The 21,550-nt window shown below is 32.9% G+C and carries 22 protein-coding genes; 12 read left to right on the top strand and 10 right to left on the bottom strand.

The features are described from left to right. Nucleotides 1-199 precede the first annotated feature (199 nt). Nucleotides 200-2,422, top strand: coding sequence for an FUSC family protein (locus KHA98_RS04155; protein ID WP_213255619.1), 2,223 nt, complete (start codon nucleotides 200-202; stop codon nucleotides 2,420-2,422). A gap of 39 nt (nucleotides 2,423-2,461) precedes the next feature. Here KHA98_RS04155 and KHA98_RS04150 read toward each other — a convergent pair whose 3' ends face one another. The 3 genes from KHA98_RS04150 to KHA98_RS04140 all read right to left on the bottom strand — a co-directional run bounded on the left by KHA98_RS04150 (nucleotide 2,462) and on the right by KHA98_RS04140 (nucleotide 5,278). Beyond that, nucleotides 2,462-3,958: a malate:quinone oxidoreductase gene (locus KHA98_RS04150; protein WP_213255617.1), complete on the bottom strand. Its 1,497-nt coding sequence runs from the start codon at nucleotides 3,956-3,958 to the stop codon at nucleotides 2,462-2,464. 125 nt (nucleotides 3,959-4,083) lie between these two features. Then, nucleotides 4,084-4,500, bottom strand: coding sequence for a Holliday junction resolvase RuvX (ruvX, locus tag KHA98_RS04145; protein WP_213255614.1), 417 nt, complete (start codon nucleotides 4,498-4,500; stop codon nucleotides 4,084-4,086). Nucleotides 4,501-4,645: 145 nt separating this feature from the next. Continuing rightward, nucleotides 4,646-5,278: a PAS domain-containing protein gene (locus KHA98_RS04140; protein ID WP_213255612.1), complete on the bottom strand. Its 633-nt coding sequence runs from the start codon at nucleotides 5,276-5,278 to the stop codon at nucleotides 4,646-4,648. Nucleotides 5,279-5,558: 280 nt separating this feature from the next. Here KHA98_RS04140 and KHA98_RS04135 point away from each other — a divergent pair, with 280 nt between their 5' ends. Further along, nucleotides 5,559-6,374 (top strand): 2,3,4,5-tetrahydropyridine-2,6-dicarboxylate N-succinyltransferase, encoded by an 816-nt coding sequence (locus tag KHA98_RS04135; protein WP_035683702.1) that lies wholly within the window; start codon nucleotides 5,559-5,561, stop codon nucleotides 6,372-6,374. An 84-nt stretch (nucleotides 6,375-6,458) separates the two neighbouring features. On the opposite strand, the gene KHA98_RS04130 is transcribed toward KHA98_RS04135, so the two are convergent. Further along, nucleotides 6,459-7,205, bottom strand: coding sequence for a glycosyltransferase family 2 protein (locus tag KHA98_RS04130; RefSeq protein WP_213256676.1), 747 nt, complete (start codon nucleotides 7,203-7,205; stop codon nucleotides 6,459-6,461). A 126-nt stretch (nucleotides 7,206-7,331) separates the two neighbouring features. Here KHA98_RS04130 and KHA98_RS04125 point away from each other — a divergent pair, with 126 nt between their 5' ends. Together KHA98_RS04125 and KHA98_RS04120 are read left to right on the top strand one after the other, a co-directional pair. Further along, nucleotides 7,332-8,396: a glycosyltransferase family 9 protein gene (locus KHA98_RS04125; RefSeq protein WP_213255611.1), complete on the top strand. Its 1,065-nt coding sequence runs from the start codon at nucleotides 7,332-7,334 to the stop codon at nucleotides 8,394-8,396. A 19-nt stretch (nucleotides 8,397-8,415) separates the two neighbouring features. Then, entirely contained in the window at nucleotides 8,416-9,183 is a 768-nt protein-coding gene (locus tag KHA98_RS04120) for a glycosyltransferase family 2 protein (protein ID WP_213255609.1), read from the top strand. On the opposite strand, the gene KHA98_RS04115 is transcribed toward KHA98_RS04120, so the two are convergent. Then, entirely contained in the window at nucleotides 9,164-9,931 is a 768-nt protein-coding gene (locus tag KHA98_RS04115) for a lipopolysaccharide kinase InaA family protein (RefSeq protein ID WP_213255607.1), read from the bottom strand. The genes KHA98_RS04120 and KHA98_RS04115 overlap by 20 nt on opposite strands. A 60-nt stretch (nucleotides 9,932-9,991) precedes the next feature. Here KHA98_RS04115 and KHA98_RS04110 point away from each other — a divergent pair, with 60 nt between their 5' ends. From KHA98_RS04110 to KHA98_RS04100, 3 genes are all read left to right on the top strand, one after another. Next, a complete protein-coding gene (locus KHA98_RS04110; protein WP_213255605.1) occupies nucleotides 9,992-10,945 on the top strand; it encodes a CgeB family protein in 954 nt (317 codons plus the stop codon). A 112-nt stretch (nucleotides 10,946-11,057) separates the two neighbouring features. Further along, nucleotides 11,058-12,209, top strand: a complete 1,152-nt coding sequence (locus tag KHA98_RS04105) for an acyltransferase family protein (RefSeq protein WP_213255603.1) — start codon at nucleotides 11,058-11,060, stop codon at nucleotides 12,207-12,209. Between the two features lie 137 nt (nucleotides 12,210-12,346). Next, a complete protein-coding gene (locus KHA98_RS04100; RefSeq protein WP_213255601.1) occupies nucleotides 12,347-12,907 on the top strand; it encodes an L-threonylcarbamoyladenylate synthase in 561 nt (186 codons plus the stop codon). A gap of 70 nt (nucleotides 12,908-12,977) precedes the next feature. Here KHA98_RS04100 and KHA98_RS04095 read toward each other — a convergent pair whose 3' ends face one another. Next, a complete protein-coding gene (locus tag KHA98_RS04095) occupies nucleotides 12,978-14,102 on the bottom strand; it encodes a cysteine desulfurase family protein (RefSeq protein WP_213255599.1) in 1,125 nt (374 codons plus the stop codon). Between the two features lie 82 nt (nucleotides 14,103-14,184). On the opposite strand from KHA98_RS04095, the gene KHA98_RS04090 reads away from it, so the two are divergent. Continuing rightward, nucleotides 14,185-15,177 carry a hypothetical protein gene (locus KHA98_RS04090; RefSeq protein ID WP_213255597.1) on the top strand — a complete coding sequence of 331 codons (993 nt, stop codon included), beginning with the start codon at nucleotides 14,185-14,187 and terminating at the stop codon, nucleotides 15,175-15,177. A gap of 138 nt (nucleotides 15,178-15,315) precedes the next feature. On the opposite strand, the gene KHA98_RS04085 is transcribed toward KHA98_RS04090, so the two are convergent. Continuing rightward, on the bottom strand, nucleotides 15,316-15,867 hold the full coding sequence (locus KHA98_RS04085) for a Smr/MutS family protein (protein ID WP_213255595.1): 552 nt from the start codon (nucleotides 15,865-15,867) through the stop codon (nucleotides 15,316-15,318). Next, a complete protein-coding gene (locus KHA98_RS04080) occupies nucleotides 15,857-16,042 on the bottom strand; it encodes a hypothetical protein (RefSeq protein ID WP_213255593.1) in 186 nt (61 codons plus the stop codon). The genes KHA98_RS04085 and KHA98_RS04080 overlap by 11 nt, the downstream gene beginning before the upstream one ends. 106 nt (nucleotides 16,043-16,148) lie before the next feature. Here KHA98_RS04080 and KHA98_RS04075 point away from each other — a divergent pair, with 106 nt between their 5' ends. Then, nucleotides 16,149-16,433, top strand: a complete 285-nt coding sequence (locus KHA98_RS04075) for a DUF2752 domain-containing protein (protein WP_213255591.1) — start codon at nucleotides 16,149-16,151, stop codon at nucleotides 16,431-16,433. 12 nt (nucleotides 16,434-16,445) lie between these two features. Here KHA98_RS04075 and KHA98_RS04070 read toward each other — a convergent pair whose 3' ends face one another. Next, complete coding sequence (locus KHA98_RS04070) at nucleotides 16,446-17,147, bottom strand: DUF1003 domain-containing protein (protein ID WP_213255589.1); 702 nt, start codon at nucleotides 17,145-17,147, stop codon at nucleotides 16,446-16,448. Between the two features lie 392 nt (nucleotides 17,148-17,539). Between KHA98_RS04070 and epsC the strand changes: the two genes are divergently transcribed. From epsC to KHA98_RS04055, 3 genes are all read left to right on the top strand, one after another. Beyond that, complete coding sequence (gene epsC, locus KHA98_RS04065) at nucleotides 17,540-18,331, top strand: serine O-acetyltransferase EpsC (RefSeq protein ID WP_213255587.1); 792 nt, start codon at nucleotides 17,540-17,542, stop codon at nucleotides 18,329-18,331. Between the two features lies 1 nt (nucleotide 18,332). Then, a complete protein-coding gene (cysM, locus tag KHA98_RS04060; RefSeq protein WP_213255585.1) occupies nucleotides 18,333-19,220 on the top strand; it encodes a cysteine synthase CysM in 888 nt (295 codons plus the stop codon). A 141-nt stretch (nucleotides 19,221-19,361) separates the two neighbouring features. Next, the gene (locus KHA98_RS04055) at nucleotides 19,362-20,348 is read left to right on the top strand and encodes an aldo/keto reductase (RefSeq protein ID WP_213255583.1); all 987 of its coding nucleotides are present in this window, start codon (nucleotides 19,362-19,364) and stop codon (nucleotides 20,346-20,348) included. A gap of 146 nt (nucleotides 20,349-20,494) precedes the next feature. Here KHA98_RS04055 and KHA98_RS04050 read toward each other — a convergent pair whose 3' ends face one another. After that, on the bottom strand, nucleotides 20,495-21,544 hold the full coding sequence (locus tag KHA98_RS04050) for a sensor histidine kinase (RefSeq protein ID WP_213255581.1): 1,050 nt from the start codon (nucleotides 21,542-21,544) through the stop codon (nucleotides 20,495-20,497). Between the last annotated feature and the right edge of the window lie 6 nt (nucleotides 21,545-21,550).

The following is a 21,550-nucleotide window of genomic DNA, read 5'->3' as shown; positions in this document are numbered from 1 at the left end:
GTGTTCTTTTATTGCATTATCTACTGAAAAACTGAATTTAGTTTCCCATAATTCAGCTGGCAAAAATAGTAAAAAATAGTCTACGAATAATCCTAAACAATATATAATATCGCATTTTTTGCCAGACTGTTAAAATCTCATCCATAATTATGCCAAATTAATTCGTACAATTCTTACCTTTGTTAGTAAACCTCTTTATATGATTGATCGAATTTCAAAATTTACCAATAGTGCTTATTTTTTAAATGCTTCAAAAGTAACTATTGCTTCTGTTGTTCCTGTATTGATTCTGAACTTTTTAGGACATTTTGAAATAGGTTTTACAATTGCTTTGGGAGCGTTTTACACCTATCCCAGCGACATTCCAAGTTCATTATCTCATAAAATAAAAGGACTTATTGTAGCTTCATTTATTGTTTCCGGAGTTAATTTACTAGTCAATCTTGCTTACCCATATCCTTTTTTATTTTATCCTTTTCTCGGCTTCTTACTCTTTTTATGTTCGATGATTTCGGTTTATGGGCAACGTGCAACATTGGTTTCTTTCTCTGCGTTATTATCAATTTCATTATCATTTGGACATTTACACGAAGGTTCAGAAGCTTTTGAATATTCCGGGTTTATTTTTTTAGGTGGAATTTTATATCTTATCATTGCGCTAATATTCCATTTTATTCAGCCTTATAAATATGTAGAACTTCAAATTGCTGAAGGAATAAAACTGACTGCCAAATATTTAAAACTAAGAGGTGATTTGTGGAATCCGGAAGCCAACAGAGAAACTATCATCGAAAAACAGCTGGCTGTGCAGGTTGAATTGAATTTGATTCATGAAGATTTGAGAAAAATGCTGATTGGCAATCAAAATACCTCCGGAACGACGGCTCAAAACCGTAAAATGTTATTGGTTTTTATTACACTGGTTGAAATTCAGGAACTGGCTTTATATACTTCTTTTGACCACAGTAAGCTTCAGGAAAAGTTCGCCAAGCACCCTGAAGTATTAAGAACGTACCAGAACGTAGCTTATAAATTGGCCTCGACTTTAAAAAAGCTTTCAAAAAATGTGCACCACATTTCTGTGTATGTAGATAAAAATGATTTGAAAAATGAATTAGACGCACTTGAATTTGCCATTTTTGATTACGAAAAGAGCTTAGGAAAAGAAGAAGCCTCCGAAGGTGTTTTAATGTTGACCAACATGCTGAAATATGCAAAAAACCAAGTTGGAAAAATCAAAATTATTCAGCGTGCTTTTTCACTTGCAATGCAGTCTTACAAACTGAAAGACAAAGATAAAGAACTCGAAAAATTCCTGACTCCGCAATATTACCCTTTGCGTACTTTAATAGAAAACTTAACTTTTTCATCTTCTATTTTCAGGCATTCTCTTAGATTGACGATTACCATTATGCTTGGCTTTTTTCTGGGCAAGATCCTTCCGTTTCAAAACGTGTACTGGATTTTACTAACGATCGTCGTAATCATGCGACCGGGTTACGGCTTAACAAAAGAGCGTTCTTACAATAGAATTTTCGGAACTCTTTTGGGTGGATTATTTGCTTTTGGAATTGTTTCGGTAATTCAGAATCATGTTGCTCTGAGTATTTTCTCAATTGTTTGTATGCTTTTAGGAATTTCGTTTACGCAGATAAATTATAAAATAAGTGCAACGTTTGTTACGATGTACGTTGTTTTTATATACGGAATTTTAACTCCAAATGTTGTAGAGGTTATTCAGTTTAGAATTCTGGATTCACTTACCGGAGCCATCTTGGCTTTTATTGCCAATCAATTTTTGTGGCCTGCATGGGAATTCATAAACACACCTATACATATAGAAAACTCAGTTCGGGCAAACAGAAACTATCTTAAAGAAATTGCCGATTTTTATAATAAGAAAGGAGAAGTTCCAACTTCTTATCGTTTAGCAAGAAAGAATGCCTTTGTAGAAGTAGGAAATTTAATGACTTCTTTTCAGCGTATGATGCAGGAGCCAAAATCAAAGCAAAAAACGCTTCCTTTAGTTAATAAACTAGTCGTTTTAAATCATTCGATATTATCAGCTTTAGCTTCATTGTCGACTTATATTCAGTCCCACCAGACAACATCGGCTTCAGAATCGTTTAATTATATTATAAAGACTATTTTATCCAATCTGGATCAGTCGATTTCTGTTTTGCGAAATGAGACTATAATAAATGATACTTTTTTTGATAAAGACGATGTTACACTGCAGTTTGAAGAACTTAAGCGAGTTAACTTTAAACGTCTGGCAGATGATGATGATCTGGACAAGGAAACGCGTCAGGCAAAAATGCAGGAAGCTCAAATGGTTATCGAACAATTAATCTGGATGAGTAATCTTGCTGAAAAGATTTTAAAAACAACGAAAGAACTTAAAACAACAAATCCAGATTAATTCATCTGGATTTGTTGTTTTATATAAGTAAAATTGAGCTTAATTACTAAGTTTCAAAACTTCTGAAGTATGTTTTCTAAGTTCTGCCAAAAGCTCTGGTTTATCATTTAAAGTTTGTCCGTAAGAAGGAATCATGTGTTTTAATTTAGCTTCCCATTCCGGTGTTTTAACCTGATTTGTAAAACATCTGCTAATCAAATCAACCATAATAGCCACTGCAGTCGATGCTCCCGGAGAAGCTCCTAATAAAACTGCCAAAGATCCATCATGTGTATTGATTACTTCTGTACCAAACTCTAATACTCCGCCTTCTTTTTCATCTTTTTTAATAACCTGTACACGTTGTCCTGCTTTTTCTAATTTCCAGTCTTTAGAACGTGCTGAAGGTAAATATTCACGGAGTGCCTGCATTCTGTCTTTTGGGGACTGGCGTACTTGCTCAATTAAATATTTAGTTAAAGGAATATTATGGTATCCCGCTGATAACATTGGGATTAAATTGTTTGCTTTTATTGATAATGGTAAATCTAAATAAGAACCGTTTTTTAAGAAACGCGTTGAGAATCCTGCGAAAGGTCCAAAAAGAAGTGCTTTTTCACCATCAATAACACGTGTATCAATATGAGGAACAGACATTGGAGGTGCTCCAACGCTTGCTTTTCCGTATACTTTTGCCTGGTGTTTTGCAATAACTTCCGGATTGGTACATTTTAACCATTGTCCGCTTACCGGAAAACCACCGTAACCGTTTCCTTCAGGAACATTTGCTTTTTCAAGTAAAGGCAATGAACCGCCTCCTGCTCCAATAAAAACAAATTTTGTATATGCTTTACGCTTTTGTCCTGTCGAAATATCGGTAATTTTAATTCTCCATGATTTATCTTCACGTTGCTTTAATTTTTTAACCTCGTGATTAAAATACAAAGTTACGCCATCCAATTTTTCAAGATAATTAAACATGCTTCTTGTTAATGCTCCAAAATTTACATCGGTACCAATTTCCATGTGAGTTGCAGCCAGTTTATCAGTAGCCGCTCTTCCTTCCATAACAAGTGGCATCCATTCTTTTAGTTTCTCAAAATCTGAACTATATTCCATTTGAGAAAAAATTGGATTGCTTTGTAAAGCTTCAAATCTTTTTTTAAGGTATTCGATATTTTTATCTCCCCATACAAAACTCATATGTGGAACACTTTTAATAAAATTTTCTGGAGATACTACTTTATTTTCTTGCACTAAATAAGACCAAAACTGACGAGAAATCTCAAAAGATTCTGCAATACTTATTGCTTTTTTAGGATCAATACTTCCGTCGGCCTTTTCTGGGGTATAATTTAATTCACAAAAAGCAGAGTGTCCGGTTCCTGCATTATTCCAGGCATCAGAACTTTCGGCAGCTGCCACATCTAATCTTTCGTAAATTTCAATCTTAATATCCGGCTGTAACTCTTTCAAAATTAATCCAAGAGTTGCGCTCATAATTCCAGCTCCAATAAGCACTACTTCACTATTGGAACGTATTGTATTGTCAGGCATAACAGTAATTTGTTTTTAAAGTGCAAAGGTACTTTTTTCAATTGCAAAAAAAAACTAATTTTTACATGATAAAAGTTAGAAAATCATATTTTTTTGTGAAAAAGTAAATTTCGTCAGAAATACACCTAAAAGCGGTTTGAAGAAAGATAATCCTGAAGCATAATCGTTGCAGAAATTTCATCGATCAAGCCTTTATTTTGACGTTGTTTTTTACTTAGTCCGCTGTCGATCATTGTTTGAAACGCCATTTTTGAAGTAAAACGTTCATCTACACGAATAACTTTCATTTCAGGAAAAATATTCGAAAAGTGAGTGACAAAACCTTTTATAATAGACGCGCTTTCAGATGGCTGTCCGTTCATTTGTTTTGGCTCGCCAATTAAAACTGCTTCGACCTTTTCTTTTGCAAAATAATCTTTCAAAAAATCAATCAAAGTATTGGTCGGAATGGTAGTCAAACCCGAAGCAATAATCTGCATTTCATCGGTAATGGCAATTCCGGTACGTTTTTGTCCGTAGTCTATAGAGAGGATTCTTGGCATTTTATAATTTTTATCAAAGATACTTATTTTAGCCTTTCTATTTCTATAGAAATACTTCACAAAAATTATCATCAAAACAAAAGTCCGTCTTGAGAAAACTCAAAACGGACCAGAACCTAAATATGTAAACCTAAAAAACTCTTATTTATCGATTAAATAATCGTCTGAAGAAACCTCTTTCCTCTTCTTCATCTTCCTCTTCTTGTTCTTCGTATTGAGCAAATTTCGCCTGAGATTTCTCGTGTTCAAAAATCAACTCCTTAATATATTCAACATAAGATCTCTTTTTTTCTTCCAGAAAACCTATTAAATATTTCTCACTAAATTCTACTCCGCTTGCGGCTTCAATTTGGAGTAACTTTTTGTACAATGGTTCAATATGCATTGCAATTACTTCTTGCGGAACGGCTTGCCTTCTTCCAAAAAAATTTACAACTGCGCCGTTTTCGTCTTTTGCGATTTCAAAATCGGTAATTACCCAATAGTAACGGCCCGATTTTGCCAGGTTTTTTACAATGGCATGAAAGTTTTTTCCCGCTTTGAGATTTTCCCATAGTACCTTAAAAATAACTTTTGGCATATCCGGATGACGAATAATATTATGAGGCTGTCCCATTAATTCATAATCCTCGTAACCACAAACATCAACAAAAACTTCATTGGCATATTCTATAATACCAAAAGCATTTGTTTTACTCATGATTACTTGTGTTTTATCCCATGAAACTTCTTTATCGATGACGGTGACTGGAGTTCGAAGTTGATTTTCCTGATTCATTTTTTACTGCTTATAATGTTGTTTGGATTGGTAAATTTTAATTCGAATTTCTTAGAATTAATCCGACAAAAATAAAACGAAGAAAAAATTCAAAATCTGATTTTTGTCATATTTTGATAGTAAAAAAACTTATAGTGGCTTTTTAAGTAAAACAGATTCTATATAAGTTGAATTTTTATTTATCAAATTACAAACAAAATGTTACACATATAACACTTTCAAAAGCTTTTACTTTTTTGCTTTTCTACAAATACGCTATCTTTGCCAAAAATTAAAACTTATGAATTCTTTACAGACTATAATAGAACAAGCTTGGGAAAACAGAGCTTTATTACAAGAAACTGCAACAACTGATGCTATCAGAGAAGTTATCGAATTGGTTGATGCTGGAAAATTACGTTGTGCAGAACCAGTTGGAGACAAGTGGCAAGTAAACGAATGGGTAAAGAAAGCTGTTGTAATGTATTTTCCAATTCAAAAAATGGAAACATGGGAATCTGGTATTTTTGAATACCACGATAAAATGTTACTAAAAAGAGGTTATGCTGAAAAAGGAATTCGTGTAGTACCAAATGCTGTTGCACGTTACGGAGCTTATATTTCTAGCGGTGTTATCTTAATGCCGAGTTATGTAAATATTGGTGCTTATGTTGACGAAGGAACTATGGTTGATACCTGGGCAACGGTAGGAAGCTGTGCTCAAATTGGTAAAAATGTTCACTTAAGCGGTGGTGTTGGTATTGGTGGAGTTTTAGAGCCATTACAAGCTGCTCCGGTTATTATTGAAGATGGTGCTTTTATTGGTTCTCGTTGTATTGTTGTAGAAGGTGTACATGTTGGTAAAGAAGCTGTTCTTGGTGCTAACGTTTGTTTGACTGCTTCAACAAAAATTATCGATGTAACTGGTGACGAGCCTGTTGAAATGAAAGGTTTTGTTCCTGCACGTTCTGTTGTAATTCCAGGAAGTTACACTAAAAAATTTGCTGCCGGAGAATTTCAGGTTCCATGCGCTTTAATCATTGGTACTCGTAAACCATCTACAGATTTAAAAACATCTTTAAACAATGCACTTCGTGAATACGACGTTGCTGTATAGATTTTAAAAAATCCAACATAAAAAAAATCCAAACTCCAATTTAACGTTGGAATTTGGATTTTTTTATTTAAAACCTTTTTGTATTTATTGTTTTTTCTGAAGTTTTAAAAGCTTAGCATATTTCATATAAGAGAAAAAACTCTGAATCATTGCAATTGATAATCCGTCGATACCGTTAAAAATTCCTTTCTTAAAAAAGTAACAACGCACAAAAGCTACCGTACCATTTAAAACCGGTTTAAAAGCATTTACTCTTTTTCCCTGATCAAATAATTGCTGAGCATGCCAACCTGAGTACTGGTTCTTTTTGGCAATAATCTGATCTAAAGAATCCCAGCCATAGTGCAAAATATGCACAGCTACTTTCTTCTCATTTTGAGTAATGATTTTCTGATGCACAATAGAATCTGACGGATGAGCTGTCTGTTTATTAAAAAAACGAACTTTGTGATCGGGATACCAGCCTGAAAAATCGATTAATTTATTTCCTAAAAAGTTTTTTACTCTAAAACTAAAAGCGTCGTAATTCCCTTCTAAATACTTTTTATTCAGAATAAATTGCTCTGCATCTTTATCCAGAAATTCATCGGCATCGAGATTTAAAATCCAGTCGTTTTTGCAATAAGGCAAACCATGTGTACGCTGCGGTCCATCACCCAAAAAAGCTTGTTCAACAACTATTGCACCTTTTTCTTTGGCAATTTCAACAGTACGATCTTTACTAAAAGAGTCTACAATAATAACTTCATCGCACACTTTTAATAAAGCATCAATACATTTTCCAATGTTTTTTTCTTCGTTGAAAGTAATAACCAAACCACTAATTCCCATCGTAAATTTTAATTTATTGACCACAAAAATATAACTTTTTACTTTAGTTTAATCTTATTACCGGCATCACTTGTACACTAACTAAAATAGTTTGTATTTTAGCCCCTAAATTGAATTATAAAAAAAATGAGAATATTAGTCATTCAGCAAAAGAGAATCGGAGATGTATTAACAAGTACAATAATCTGTAACAACTTAAAAACTAAGTTTCCGGAGGCTAAGATAGACTATATGTGTTATCCAAATTCTGTAGATGTTTTAAAAGAAAATCCAAACATTGACACTATAATTCCATTAACAAATAAGGTAAGAAAATCTATTCCATCTTTATTTAAGTTTATTTTTCAGATTAGAAAAAGAAAATACGATGCTGTAATTGATGTTTACAGTAAATTAGAAACCAATTTAATTACCTTGTTTTCTGGTGCAAAATATAAAGTTTCGTACCACAAATGGTATTCTAACGTATTTTACAATCATAGTTACGAACGTTTTGATGCCATTAAATCGGAATACGGTTTAGCAATCGAAAACAGATTATTGCTTCTTAAGCCATTTATTTCAGAAAAAATTACGGATGTAAAACCTAAAATCTTTTTAAAAGAATCTGAAATCGAAGAGGCAAAAAAACTTCTGAAAAGCTACAACATCGATACTCAGAAACCATTGATTATGTTTGGTATTTTAGGAAGCGAAGTTTACAAAACCTATCCTTTGGAAGGAATGGCAAAAATTATTGATTTTACTGTGGCTAAAACTAATGCGACTATTATTTTCAATTACATTCCGGATCAAAAAGAACAAGCCTTAGAAGTTTATAATTATTGTTCAGAAGAAACTAAAAAGCATATCGTTTTTGACTTATACTGTACAGAATTACGTCCGTTTTTAGCATTACTTTCACAATGTGAGATGTTGATAGGGAACGAAGGCGGCGCAGTAAATATGGCAAAAGCACTTGAGATTCCAACTTTTTCAATTTTTACTCCATCAGTAAGAAAAGAAACCTGGCAATTATTTGAGAATGAAGCTAAAAATGCTTCAATTCACCTAAAAGATCTTAAACCGGAAATCTACGAACAGCATACAGAACAATATATTAAGGAGCATACTTTTGAATATTATGCAGAATATCCGCTAGAACTTATGCTGGAAAAACTGGAAGCTTATTTTCAAGAATATAAAAATTGAAAAAGTAAATAGCATTCCAATGAATCAAAAGCAAAAATTATCAGTTCTGATTATTACGCTTAACGAAGAACATCGCATAAAATCACTTCTTGAAGATATTGATTTTGCCGATGAAATAATCGTTGTTGATTCTTATAGTACAGATCAAACGGTTAGTATTGTTAAATCATTTCCAGAGGTAAAACTAATCCAGAACACTTTTATCAATTATACTTCACAACGTAATTTTGCTTTAAGTCAGGCTAAAAATTCCTGGATATTATTTATTGATGCTGACGAACAACTAACTCCGGGTTTAAAAGCTGAAATTAACTTGGTCATAAATGATAAAAATGCTGCCAGTGCCTATCTTGTCTACCGTACTTTTATGTTTAAAAATGAGAAACTAAATTTTAGCGGATGGCAAACGGACAAAATTTTCAGACTTTTTAATAAATCGGATTGCAGCTATAATGAAGACCGAATGGTTCATGAAAAACTAGTTGTAAACGGAAGAATTTCTACCCTGAAAAACAAAATAATACATTATTCATATATTTCTTTCGCAGATTATAAAGAAAAAATGTATCAATATGGAATTTTTAAGGCTCGCGAAAAAATAAAAAAAGGACAAAAACCATCTTTTTTATTAATGGTATTTCATCCTTTATATACTTTTTTATATCAATTTATAATTCGTTTAGGCTTTTTGGACGGCGTTAAAGGAATCACGATATGTTATTTAAATGCTTATAGTATCTTTATTCGGTATAAAGAGTTAAAACATATTACTTCTTCCAGAATTTAAGTTTCTTTTTAAGACGCTTTTTTCTATAAAATTGCTCCTGAAAATCTGAGGTATATTTCCATAACGTTTCAAAAATTCTTTGCTCAGACTCTTCTTTGTAGAACTTTGCATATTCATTGCTCATTACCGCCACCATTTCTTTTAGCGGAGTCAGACGACACAAATTTTTCATACGCATTTCAAAAGACATCGACTGATGAAATTCCATACGGTTTAAATCAACCAGAAAGAAATCATAATTTCCTTCGGCATTCTTTTTAATCAAAGTATTCCCTGGCGAATGATCCAAAAATTCAATCCCTTTTTGATGAAGATCAAAACTGAATTTTGTGAATTGTCTTAGTATATTGTCGTGATCCGGAAAATCTGGAATTTCTACAAGTTCCCTGTAGGTTAAATCACAAACCAATTGTTCGCTAACATAAAAACTTTTCTCTAAACCTATAATTGAAGAAAACTCGGCAAATGCTATTGGTTTTGGAGTTCCAACACCAAGTTCTAATAATCGGTTTGCAAACTCGAAAGAACGTTTTGCTTTTGATTTTCGAAAATATTTGTAGGCTATTTTATTTATGAGATGCGGAACCTTAAACGATTTTATATTTATTTTTTGATTGTCTAAATCAAAAAGTTTTATCTGATTACGCTGACCAATGACAAAGTCTTCTCCTTTGGTATTAAAAAACTGAATATACTCCGTTAGAATATTTTCAAATTTTTCATATCCGCGATTTAATCTTAAAATCATAAAAATTGTTTCAGCAAATTTAGCTAGTTTTACCAACTAATAAAAACAATTTCACAGATAATGTATATAACCTTAATAAGTCTTGATAACTGGGGGCTCAACAAACATATTGCGTCAAGTCTGGAAAAACAAGGACATATTGTTCATCATATCGATTTCAATACCTTCAAATACAAATATCCTTCTGTATTGCATAAAGCTTATAACTTTATTTTAAAGGCGTTTTTCAAAACCAACTTAAAACACCTGCATTACGGAAAAGAAATTATAAATCAGTTACAGAAAAACAATCAGATTCAGGATGTTATTTTAACTATAAAAGGAGATTTTATTGATCCTAAAAGTATATTAGAATTTAAAAACTACACTAAAAAGTCTGTTGGATTTTTTAATGATAATATATATCGTTGTCCAAAAATCAAACGTGTTCTGCATTGTTTTGATGAAGTTTTTTCATTTGAAAAAGAGGATTGCGCCAATTTCAACTTAAAATTTGCCTCAAACTGGATTTATACTTCGAAAGCTATAGAAAATAGCGATCAATTTGATTATGATGTTTTCAATATTAGCTCAATAGACAAAAGACTGCCTATTTTAAAACGAATTGCAAACAATCTGGCCTTGCAAAATATAAATTTCAAGTTCATTATCTATGACAAAAAGAAAAATGACGAGGATAAAAACATTACTTATATCCGAAAACATATGCCTTTGTCTGAGGTAAATGATTATATCAGCCGCTCAAAAGTACTTTTAGACATTAACCGACTTGGCCAGGCGGGCTTAACATTCAGAGTTTTTGAAAGCTTAGGTTTGGAGAAAAAACTGATCACAACCAATACAGATATTAAAAACTACGATTTTTACAATCCGAACAACATCTTAATTATCGATGAAAATAATCCGGTGATTCCTGTTGACTTTTTTAAAAATGAATACGAAAAAATCCCGGATTCTATTTTAAAGAAATACACTTTGGAAGGCTGGAGCGAAATTGTTGTTTTAAATAGTTAACGAATCAGAGAGAAAGAAAAACATGGCAATCCATAATGGTTTCCTATGTTTGCAAAAATTTTAACCCAAACATAATCGTCACTATAAAATGTGATTCTATCCCTAAAAAGAAATGAATTTTACTCTTTACATTTATTTAATACCGGTATTAATTGCCCTGATTGTCTCTGTAATACTAACCAATAAAGTTGTAAAAATTGATTTAACCGAAATTCGTTATCCTGAAATTGATGGTTTAAGAGGTTACCTTGCTTTTTTTGTCTTTTTGCACCACAGTTATATCTGGAGATTTTTTCTGCAAACCAATGAGTGGAATGAGCCTGAATCGAATTTATTCAATCAGTTTGGACAAACTACGGTCGCTTTCTTTTTTGTAATTACCGCATTTTTGTTTACCGGAAAATTAATCAATAGTAAAACGAAACAAATCGACTGGACAGAGTACATAAAAGCACGTTTCTACAGACTTTTTCCTATGTACTTTTTCTCTGTTCTTATTATATTTTTCATTGTAGCGTATGTAACTAATTTTACAGCTCAGGTTCCTTTTCTTGAAAATTTAAAAAGCATTCTTTCCTGGATATTTTTCAATGTCCGCAAAGATCTTGACATTAACGGACTGGAAAATAGCCGTATTCTAAATGCCGGTGTAACATGGACATTGCCGTATGAATGGGCTTTTTATTTCTTATTACCGTTAATTGCTTTATTTTTTAAAATTAAAGTAAATTACAAAACCCTTATCGCATTTCTTGCTGCTGCTGCCATTACAATGGTTATTAATAAATCTTCATTAAGACATTTCATTCCGTTTATAGGAGGTATTTGTGTAGCATTAATAGTAGACAGCAAAAAGCTTGAAACGGTTTTAAAACAAAAAAAATATGCCGTTTTATCTATTATTTTATTATTGCTGTCGGTATACTTTTTTCATAGCGGCAGAAAACCAATTCCAATCATCATCACATCGGTTGTGTTTTTAATCGTTGCTTCAGGAAACAATTTTTTCGGACTTTTATCAAGTGCCTTTTCGCGTAAATTCGGGCAGGTAACGTATAGTCTTTACTTAGTACACGGTATTCTTTTATATGTCTTATTTAACTTTGTAGTAGGAATTGAAAAAGCAAAAGAACTAACCGATTGGGAATTCTGGCTTATTATTGCAGCTTCAGTTTTGCCTTTAATTTTTATTTGTCAGCTTACTTTTAAGTACATTGAAATGCCGTTGATGAATTTGGCAAAATCTAAAAAAACAAAACAATAAAATCCATTTTACTTCAATTATTACCTGAGCTTTTAATCTTGGGAAACTAATTGCGATAAATATACAGCGCCCAAAAAGCATTTATTGGCAAAATTCATAACTTTGCATTCCTAATTGAGTCTATTATAATTTACAATATGAACGAAGAAATCATCAAAGCATACGAAGTCATCAAAGAAGGTGGAATTATTCTTTACCCAACTGATACTGTTTGGGGTATTGGTTGCGACGCTACTAATCCTGAAGCCGTTGCAAAAATATACAAGTTGAAACAACGCGCAGAAACTCAAAGTATGATTGTACTGATGAATGGTGAAAAGATGATGTACAATGTATTTAAAAACATTCCTGAAGTTGCGTGGCAATTATTAGATTTATCTGAAAAACCAACCACTTTAATTCTGGACGAACCAAGAAATGTGGCACCAAACATTATTGCAGCCGATAATTCTCTTGGAATACGTATTGTAAAAGAGCCTTTTTGTTTTAAATTATTAGAACGAATGAAAAAACCTCTTGTATCTACTTCTGCCAATATTTCGGGACAACCAACTCCAATTGCTTTTAAAGATATTAGCCCTGAAATTGTAAATGGTGTTGATTATGTTGTGAATTTATATCACGATAAAATAGCCGGAAAACCTTCAACAATCATCAAATTAACGAATGATTCGCAGGTAAAAGTAATACGTAAATAGTATTTTTTTTGTTTCAGGTTTCAGGTTTCACGTTCTGCCGGAAAACCTGAAACCTGAAACTTGAAACCCTTTAAACAGTTTTAAGACTCTCAATCAGCCAGTCAATATCTTCTTTGGTATTATAATGGCTAAATGAAATTCGGAGATTTGGTAATTTCAAATCATCTTCTGAAAGCATTTCTTTTAAAACATGCGAAGGTTTTATACTTCCCGACTGGCAGGCACTTCCTCTTGAAACTGCAATTCCCTTCATATCCAGACTAAACAAAAGCATAGCCGTTTTATCTGAAGAAAAAGGCAGAATAATATTGATAATATTATAAAAATCATCTTTTTTACCATTAATTCTAAAGCCTGGAAAATGATTTTCGAGTTGCTCAATCAGGTATTTTTTTAAGTCCGTAATGTAATTTCTTTCCTCTTCGAGATTCTCATACGAAAGCGACAAAGCTTTTGCCATTCCGGCAATTTGATGAACTGCCTCAGTTCCTGCACGTAAGCCTTTTTCTTGTTCACCTCCAAAAATTAACGGCTGCAATCCTGAATTCTTTCTCACAAAAGCAAAACCAACTCCTTTTGGACCATGAAATTTATGGGCGCTTGCTACAATAAAATCAACGGGCGTTTTTTGAAGATCAATCTCGGTTTTACCCACAGACTGAACAGTATCGGAATGAAATAAAGCATTATACTGTTTACAAATAACACCAACTCTGTCTATATCCAAAACAACTCCTGTTTCGTTATTTACATGCATCAGACTTACGATTGTCTTTTTTTCCTCTGCCAATAAATTAGACAAATGAGTTAAATCTATGCTTCCATCAGCATTTATATTAACATAATCAACCTGAATACCATAATCAGATTCTAAAGCCATACTGGCATATAATACCGCGTGATGTTCGATTTTAGACGTAATAATGCGTTCTACTTTCAAATCTTCGACAGCAGAACGAAGAATCCAGTTATCTGCCTCAGTTCCTCCGGAAACGAAAATAATTTCCTGAGCAGTGCAGTTTAAATGTTTCGCTATGCTTTTTCTTGAAAGTTCTAAAATTGTCTTTCCATTTCGCCCGAAACTGTGCGTAGAAGACGGATTACCAAAATCTTCTGCCATAACTTTTGTCATTTCCTGAATCACTTCAGGCCTCATAGCAGTTGTAGAAGCGTTATCGAGATATACTTTTTTCATTGGTGCAAAGTTATAAAATATCAATTGTCTAATCTTAAATAACGTTTACCAAATTTTCACTATTTTTGACCCAAATAAAACGATGATGAAAAAAATTGCAAGCCTTATATTATTTGCGCTTTTATTAAATGGTTGCGACGACGGTGATCAAACGGTAGAAAATATAGATTTTACAGCCGTTACTGCTACAAGTTGCGATACTACCAACACTTTGATTTACAAACTCAAACCTCAGGAATCTCTGTTGTTGCAGATGGCTGCAAACAGCCTAAAAAACACCCCTACCACCACTGACACTTTAACTTATAATATTGATAATAGTGCATATCGTGTATTTTTCAGAGCGTATGATGGTACGATTTCTAAATCATCAATATGCGATGCAATCCCTCCTGCTTCTCCAAAAATAACTGACGAATGGTACGCAACTGGCGGTCAAATTAGAATTGCTACAAAAGCAGTCTATAAAGATCCCGCACCGGAAGACGGCCATACCGAAATTGTAGGATACAATCATAATATCATTTTTAGAGGAATTACTTTTAATAAACCAGGTCCCGAGCAGACAAACGATGAGTATGTTTTTGGTGACTATAAAACAACTATAAGTAATCCGGTTGTAGTTGCTTTTACAGATGAAGTAGCAAAATTCTGTGATGTACAATTGAAAGTTTACAACAATAATCTTTCAAATTCACTCGTTATTGAGAGCCTTGATAAAGACTTAATCAAAAACGAAAACACTCCGGTTGGAGTTCCAAGAACAAGTTTAATTAACTTAAACGGAACTACAAATAAAGTATTTTACAGAACATACAAGAGCAATATTCCGGAACCAATAAAGGACTATTATTGTACAAATCTTACTCCAACTTCTCCAACTGTAGATCAAACCTGGGTTGGTGTTGCGGGTGTTGAAAATGTAAGTGGAATTATCGAGGTAACAACAACGAGCAGTCTTAAAGTTTTCAAACATAAAGTTGTACTTAGAAATGTAACACTTAGTAAAGACAACAGTACTTTTAAACTTGCAACAGAATTTGTTTTAGGAACCGTAACAACTATTGCTCCTTAATAAAATTCCGAATTCAATCGCGTTTAAATTCGCACAAAAAAACAGCCGTTTTTTATTCTGATTCAACTACGAAATCAGCTTAAAAAACGGCTGTTTTTTTATACCTTAAAAAGAAGCTTTCTAAGACTAAAACATTTTTTATTTATTGTTTTGCCTAAAATAAACTTCGGTTGCACCAAGACCATATTTTTGATAATTGGCGTCCTGAAAATCTATTCCATCGTAACGGCCTAATAAAAAATCAAGTTCAGCTTTTAGAATTCCTTCGCCCACTCCATGAATAAAAACAATTTTTGGAATACGGTTTCTAATCGCAAATTCAATGTGTCTTTTTGCCGTTTCAGTCTGCAAAGTCAAAATATCATAATTTGACATTCCGCGTTTATTTGGAACCAGTTTTTCAATGTGTAAATCAAATTCAGGCGCCGAAACTTCTCGTTTATCTTTGCGTTCTTTAACAAAACTTCGCGGTTTTGGCTCTGTTTTCTCTTTTGAAATCTCATCTAAATTAATTCTTTTAATAGAATTCATTAAATTACTGGAATCATGAATTTTAACCAATTCATTGACAAAAAATGTCATCAAAAATCCATCCTCAGTTTCTATCAAAACTTCCTTGTTTTTTACCGAAACTACCGTTCCGTTAATAGCTTCGTCTAAAACCGAAACCTTATCTCCTTTAGTCAACATCCTGCTCCTCTTTATCTTGATTCTTACTTGGTGTTTTTGCACTCAGCTGCATCATTCCATACATAAAAACTACAATTGCAATTATCATGATATAGATATTTTTTTCTTCAGAAACCTGCTCGTATAATGCTACTCCAATCGCAAGAATCATTATTAAAATTTTAAACGCTTTCATTTTATTTTCATATAAGATTTCAAAAGTATGAAACTTTAAAATAGTAGTTCTTACTTCCTAATTAGTTATCGGATATTTTTTTGTAAAATTGCAAAAAACATTCCCATTGAATTTAGAGAAATATATGATCCCCTGCCTCTTCAAAAAGCTCTTCGGAATAGAGTGTCTTGGCTGTGGTTTTCAACGCTCTTTATTCTTACTTTTTGAAGGTGATTTTTCGGGTGCTTTCAGGATGTTTCCAGCCCTCTTTTCTACCCTTTTATTTTTCGTTTTTGTTGCTTTATATTTTTTAGACAAATCCAGAAATTACAAAAAAGCCGTTTGGAATGTCGCTTTATTCAATCTCATTTTTATGATTGGCGGCTACATTTACAAACACTTTTATATCTAATTTTTGTAAGAATTATTTTTTGATCTGATTGAGAATATCATTCATCATTTCGATTTGTACTTTTTGAATTTCGATTAATTCCTGTTGCTGATGCATGATCAAATGATCGATTTTATCATGAATCATTCTGATCTCTAATTCCGATTTCAGGTTAATCATATAATCCTTTTTTGCGCGATTTCGATCTTTCTCTTCCTGACGATTCTGGCTCATCATAATTACCGGAGCCTGCAATGCAGCAATACACGATAAAATCAAATTGAGCAAAATAAATGGGTACGGATCAAAACCCTTGTTTAGCAAAATATAGACATTTGATAAAATCCAGATCGCAATAAAAACCACAAACGAAATTATAAAAGTCCAGCTTCCTCCAAAATCAGCAACTTTATCGGCTATTTTTTGCCCAAAGCTTCTTTGTTCATTTTCATCTTCAACAATTGTTACGATTGATTTATCTTCTTTTAAGGATGAAATAACACTTTTTTCGAGATCAGAAAGCATTCCAATTTCCGAAGACAAATAATTCGAAATATACTTTTGTCTGTATTCATTTAATTCCTGAACCGAAATACAATCCGTTTCGCAAAAGTCAGGATGATCCTTAATAATCAGGCTTAAAATGGGATCATGAATTGATTTTCCGCAGATTTTTTCAGTTTCTGCAAATTCAAGATTAGAAATAGCGCTCTTAAAAGTTGAATTATTTTTCATTTAATTAAATTTTACAAGCTAATTTACGCAATAAACTTCTTAAGAATTAACCCGTTCGATGTAATTGAACAAAATTTAATTTTAACACATAGTAACATAGCTTTTCTTGTCCATAAAAGGCGTTTCACTTTTTTAAATAAACATAGCTATGTGTGAAAACTAGTTTTTTCTTTTGCCTTTTTTATTTAAAACTAAAATCTATTGTTTCTATGTGTTAAAAAATAATTTCACTCCACGAGGTTAAGAATAGTATAATTTGATCCGTTCCGAGAATTTTTTTTATATCACAAATAGTTGCGGCAACCTAAAATTTCTTTAGTTAATTCATGCCCTTATTTACAAAAAACGCCTTACTTTTAACGTTTCAAATTTCATATTCAATCCTAATAATTGTGACAAAAGATACTATCATACAAAATATCAAAGCTTTAAAAAGCCATTCTAATATAAACTACGGTATTAAAACCAAAACTGAAGATTTTACAGAGAAGCTTTTTTACACCCTTTTTGATTCTAATGCTGCTCTTGCCGAAAGCATAGATGAACTTGAAATTCGTTTTAAAGAAATTGCAGTTTTGGCCTGCAAAAAGCCAGAGAATTTATGCGAATCAATCTGGGATCGTTTCCTGGAAAAACTTCCGGGTGTATTAGAAAAATTAAATCAGGATGCTGAATATATTTTAGAGAATGATCCTGCATCAAACAGCATTGATGAAGTTTATCTTGGCTATCCAGGATTTTACGCCATTGCTATTTACAGATTAAGTCATGAATTGTATCAACTGGATTTATTGTTATTCTCCAGATTAATGAGCGAATATGCACATCGAATTACAGGAACCGATATTCATGCCGGAGCCAAAATTGCCTCGCCATTTTTTATCGATCACGCAACCGGAATTGTAATTGGAGAAACTACCGTTATCGAAAAACACGTCAAAATTTATCAGGGAGTTACTCTGGGTGCTTTGAGTGTGAGCAAAGACATGAAGAATGCAAAACGTCATCCTACCGTAGAAAAAAATGTTTGCATTTATGCCAATGCAACTATTCTGGGAGGCGAAACTACAATTGGAAAAAACAGTATTGTTGGAGGAAATGCCTGGATTACCAAATCTATTCCTGCCGATTCTATCGTTTTAAATACCACTACAACTGAAGTTAAAATAAAAGAAAAAAAATAAAATGGGTCCACAGAAATTGTTAAACCTAATTGGAAATACTCCATTAATGGAAACGGTCAATTTGGTTAAAAATAAAAACGTAAAACTTTTACTGAAACTTGAAGGAAATAATCCGGGAGGAAGCGTAAAAGACAGAGCGGCATACAACATGATTGCTTCGGCATTGGAAAGAGGAGAAATTAAAAAAGGTGATAAACTAATCGAAGCTACCAGCGGAAACACAGGAATAGCTTTAGCAATGATTGCTCAGTTATTCGGAATAGAGATTGAATTGGTATTACCGGAAGATTCTACAAAAGAAAGAACACAAACTATGCGTGCTTATGGCGCTACAGTGATTTTAACGCCTGCTAGCGAAGGAATTATTGGCTCAAGGGATTATGCCGACAAAAAAGTGGCAGAAGGCGGTTATTTGATGCTAAATCAGTTTGCAAATGATGACAACTGGAAAGCGCATTACAAAACAACCGGTCCGGAAATCTGGAACGATACTGACGGAACTGTTACTCATTTTGTTTCGGCAATGGGAACAACCGGAACTATTATTGGGACTTCGACTTATTTAAAAGAAAAAAATCCTGCTGTTCAAATCGTGGGTGCACAACCAAGCGACGGATCTCAGATACCAGGAATTCGTAAATGGCCACAAGAATATTTACCAAAAATATTTGATGCTTCAAAAGTTGACACTGTTGTTGATGTAAGCGAAGAAGAAGCACGAGCAATAACAAAAAGATTAGCACTTGAAGAAGGTGTTTTTGCAGGAATGAGCAGCGGTGGTTCTGTTGCTGTTGCCCTAAAAATTGCCGAACAATTAGAATCTGGCGTAATTGTAGCAGTGATTTGTGACCGCGGAGATCGCTATTTGTCTTCGGATTTATTTGACTAAAAAAAGGGGCTAAGGTTCTGAGATACTAAGATACTAAGATACTAAGATTGGGAAGGTTAAAAAAAGCTTAGAATCTTAGAAACTTAAAAGAAAAAAAACTTAGAAGCTTAGCCTCTCAGAACCTTAGAACCTTAAAAAGAAATGATCTACAGAAAACTAGGAAAAACAAACTTTAATATCTCTGAAATCTCACTGGGAACCTGGCAGGTTGGCGGAAAATGGGGTTCAGGGTTTAATGATAAAACAGCTGATGAACTTATAAACACAGCAATAGATAACGGGGTCAACTTTATTGATACGGCTGATGTTTATGAAAATGGTTTAAGTGAAACTGCTGTTGGAAGAGTGGTGCGCTCGCGTTCTGAGCGTATTTATGTCGCAACAAAATGCGGTCGTTTTATTAATCCGCATGTGAGTGAAGGATATCAGCCAAAAGTACTTCAGAAGTATATTGAAGACAGTTTAAAAAGAATGAAATTAGATACTCTGGATTTAATTCAGTTACACTGTCCTCCTACTGAAGTTTTTTATCGTCCTGAAATCTTTGAAATGTTTGATCGTTTAAAAGAACAAGGCAAAATTCTGAATCTTGGCGTAAGTGTCGAAAAAGTCGAAGAAGCTTTAAAAGCGATTGAATATTCGAATGTTACAACGGTTCAGATTATTTTTAATTTATTCCGTCAGCGTCCTTCACAATTATTTTTCTCTGAAGCCAGAAAAAAAGACGTCGGAATCATTGCGCGTGTCCCGCTCGCAAGTGGACTTTTGACAGGCAAATTCGATTCAAAAACAACTTTCGACACTCAGGATCACCGAAACTTTAATCGCAACGGAGAAGCTTTTGATAAAGGTGAAACTTTTTCAGGTATTGATTATGATTTAGGATTAAAAGCCGTTGAAAAATTAAAAGCTTTATTTCCGGAAGCAACCAATCTTGCTCCAATTGCCCTGCAATGGATATTGAGTTTCGATGATATTAGTTGTATTATTCCGGGCGCTTCAAATGCAAGTCACGTAAAATCTAACTTGTCGATTTACGATTTACCACAATTAAGTAAAGAGAAAATTTCTGAAATGAATGCTATTTACGAAGAGTATATTAAACCTTCGGTGCATCATTTGTGGTGATTCTTTTTTTTTTAAGATGCTAAGGCTCTAAGGTACTAAGATTTTGATATTTAAAAACTTAACAGCTTTACAACTGAATTTCAAAAAAACTCAGACACTTATCTCCTTAGTATCTTAGAACCTTAGCATCTTAGAACCTCAAAAAACTATAGCTCGAATGCAATTTTAAACTCGGCTCCTTTGTTTTTTCCTTCGCTTACTGCACTTAAAGTTCCTTTATTTCTTTCGATGATTTTTTTACACAAGTAAAGACCAATTCCGGTAGATAATTCATTTGCAGTTCCCAAACGGCTCATTTTGGTGAATTTTTTAAACAATTCCTCAATTTGATCTTTATCAAAACCAATTCCTTTATCAGCAACTTTAATAATTAAACAAGAATCAACTTTGTAGATTCTAACTTTGATTTCACTATCAAAATAAGAGAATTTAATGGCATTGCTTATTAAATTTACCAAAACCTGAATAAACAATCCTTCATCAATTTTTAGTTTAGCTTCATCTGTTTCTAAACTCAGATTCATGACAATGTTCTTATCAATCAGCCTTTGCTCTATCTGTTCGTTAATAAACGGCAGAATATTAGCAAAAACAATAGTTTTTGCTTCCTGATTAACCTTTACAATCTGATCTTGCTCTTTTAGCAATTTTATAAAGTTTTCAATATATCGAAATTGAAGATTTGTAGACTCACAAATCAATTCCGCCAAATGAGTTACAGATGGAGATGGATTTTCGCTTAAAATTAATTGCGCCAAACCTTGCGGATTTCCTGCAAAGTTTTTCAAATCGTGCGAAAGCATATAAATTAAATCCTGCTTTTCGTTTATAAAACTTTCAGATTCATAAATAGATTCCTGAATATTACTCATTAACAGACCTGCTTCATCTTCATAATCTGTTGGCAAAACAGATAATTTTCTTTTATTTCTATAATCATCCAATGCTTTTGATGCAATAGATATAGGTTTAATCAAACGGTTTAAAACTAAAAGCGTTACTCCGGTTGCCAACAAAGTCATTATTAAGGAAAAAACCAAAATTGAAGTGGAAGAAACAATATGATCGGAATAAAGTACGAAAAATAAGATTCCGATTAGAGGAATATGAATTCCGATAAAGGCAACAAACAAAAATTTGAAGGCATAACTTCTTTTAAGAAAACTTATCTGAGAGAGATTATGATACAACTTCATAGACAA

The sequence above is a fragment of the Flavobacterium branchiicola genome (genome assembly GCF_018383905.1).
GTDB classification, from domain to species: Bacteria; Bacteroidota; Bacteroidia; order Flavobacteriales; family Flavobacteriaceae; genus Flavobacterium; species Flavobacterium branchiicola.
Note: the sequence above shows the minus strand (reverse complement) of the source record. Positions and strands in the feature narration are given on the sequence as shown.

Coding starts and splice junctions, on each gene's coding strand:
- KHA98_RS04150 (WP_213255617.1), bottom strand. CDS start 3,958: ATGCCTGACAATACAATACGTTCCAATAGTGAAGTAGTGCTTATTGGA.
- KHA98_RS04085 (WP_213255595.1), bottom strand. CDS start 15,867: ATGTTGACTAAAGGAGATAAGGTTTCGGTTTTAGACGAAGCTATTAAC.
- KHA98_RS04100 (WP_213255601.1), top strand. CDS start 12,347: ATGAACGAAGAAATCATCAAAGCATACGAAGTCATCAAAGAAGGTGGA.
- KHA98_RS04140 (WP_213255612.1), bottom strand. CDS start 5,278: ATGAATCAGGAAAATCAACTTCGAACTCCAGTCACCGTCATCGATAAA.
- cysM (WP_213255585.1), top strand. CDS start 18,333: ATGGGTCCACAGAAATTGTTAAACCTAATTGGAAATACTCCATTAATG.
- KHA98_RS04135 (WP_035683702.1), top strand. CDS start 5,559: ATGAATTCTTTACAGACTATAATAGAACAAGCTTGGGAAAACAGAGCT.
- KHA98_RS04130 (WP_213256676.1), bottom strand. CDS start 7,205: ATGGGAATTAGTGGTTTGGTTATTACTTTCAACGAAGAAAAAAACATT.
- KHA98_RS04050 (WP_213255581.1), bottom strand. CDS start 21,544: ATGAAGTTGTATCATAATCTCTCTCAGATAAGTTTTCTTAAAAGAAGT.
- ruvX (WP_213255614.1), bottom strand. CDS start 4,500: ATGCCAAGAATCCTCTCTATAGACTACGGACAAAAACGTACCGGAATT.
- KHA98_RS04095 (WP_213255599.1), bottom strand. CDS start 14,102: ATGAAAAAAGTATATCTCGATAACGCTTCTACAACTGCTATGAGGCCT.
- KHA98_RS04070 (WP_213255589.1), bottom strand. CDS start 17,147: ATGAAAAATAATTCAACTTTTAAGAGCGCTATTTCTAATCTTGAATTT.
- KHA98_RS04055 (WP_213255583.1), top strand. CDS start 19,362: ATGATCTACAGAAAACTAGGAAAAACAAACTTTAATATCTCTGAAATC.
- KHA98_RS04105 (WP_213255603.1), top strand. CDS start 11,058: ATGAATTTTACTCTTTACATTTATTTAATACCGGTATTAATTGCCCTG.
- KHA98_RS04155 (WP_213255619.1), top strand. CDS start 200: ATGATTGATCGAATTTCAAAATTTACCAATAGTGCTTATTTTTTAAAT.
- KHA98_RS04080 (WP_213255593.1), bottom strand. CDS start 16,042: ATGAAAGCGTTTAAAATTTTAATAATGATTCTTGCGATTGGAGTAGCA.
- KHA98_RS04125 (WP_213255611.1), top strand. CDS start 7,332: ATGAGAATATTAGTCATTCAGCAAAAGAGAATCGGAGATGTATTAACA.
- KHA98_RS04110 (WP_213255605.1), top strand. CDS start 9,992: ATGTATATAACCTTAATAAGTCTTGATAACTGGGGGCTCAACAAACAT.
- KHA98_RS04120 (WP_213255609.1), top strand. CDS start 8,416: ATGAATCAAAAGCAAAAATTATCAGTTCTGATTATTACGCTTAACGAA.
- KHA98_RS04115 (WP_213255607.1), bottom strand. CDS start 9,931: ATGATTTTAAGATTAAATCGCGGATATGAAAAATTTGAAAATATTCTA.
- KHA98_RS04090 (WP_213255597.1), top strand. CDS start 14,185: ATGATGAAAAAAATTGCAAGCCTTATATTATTTGCGCTTTTATTAAAT.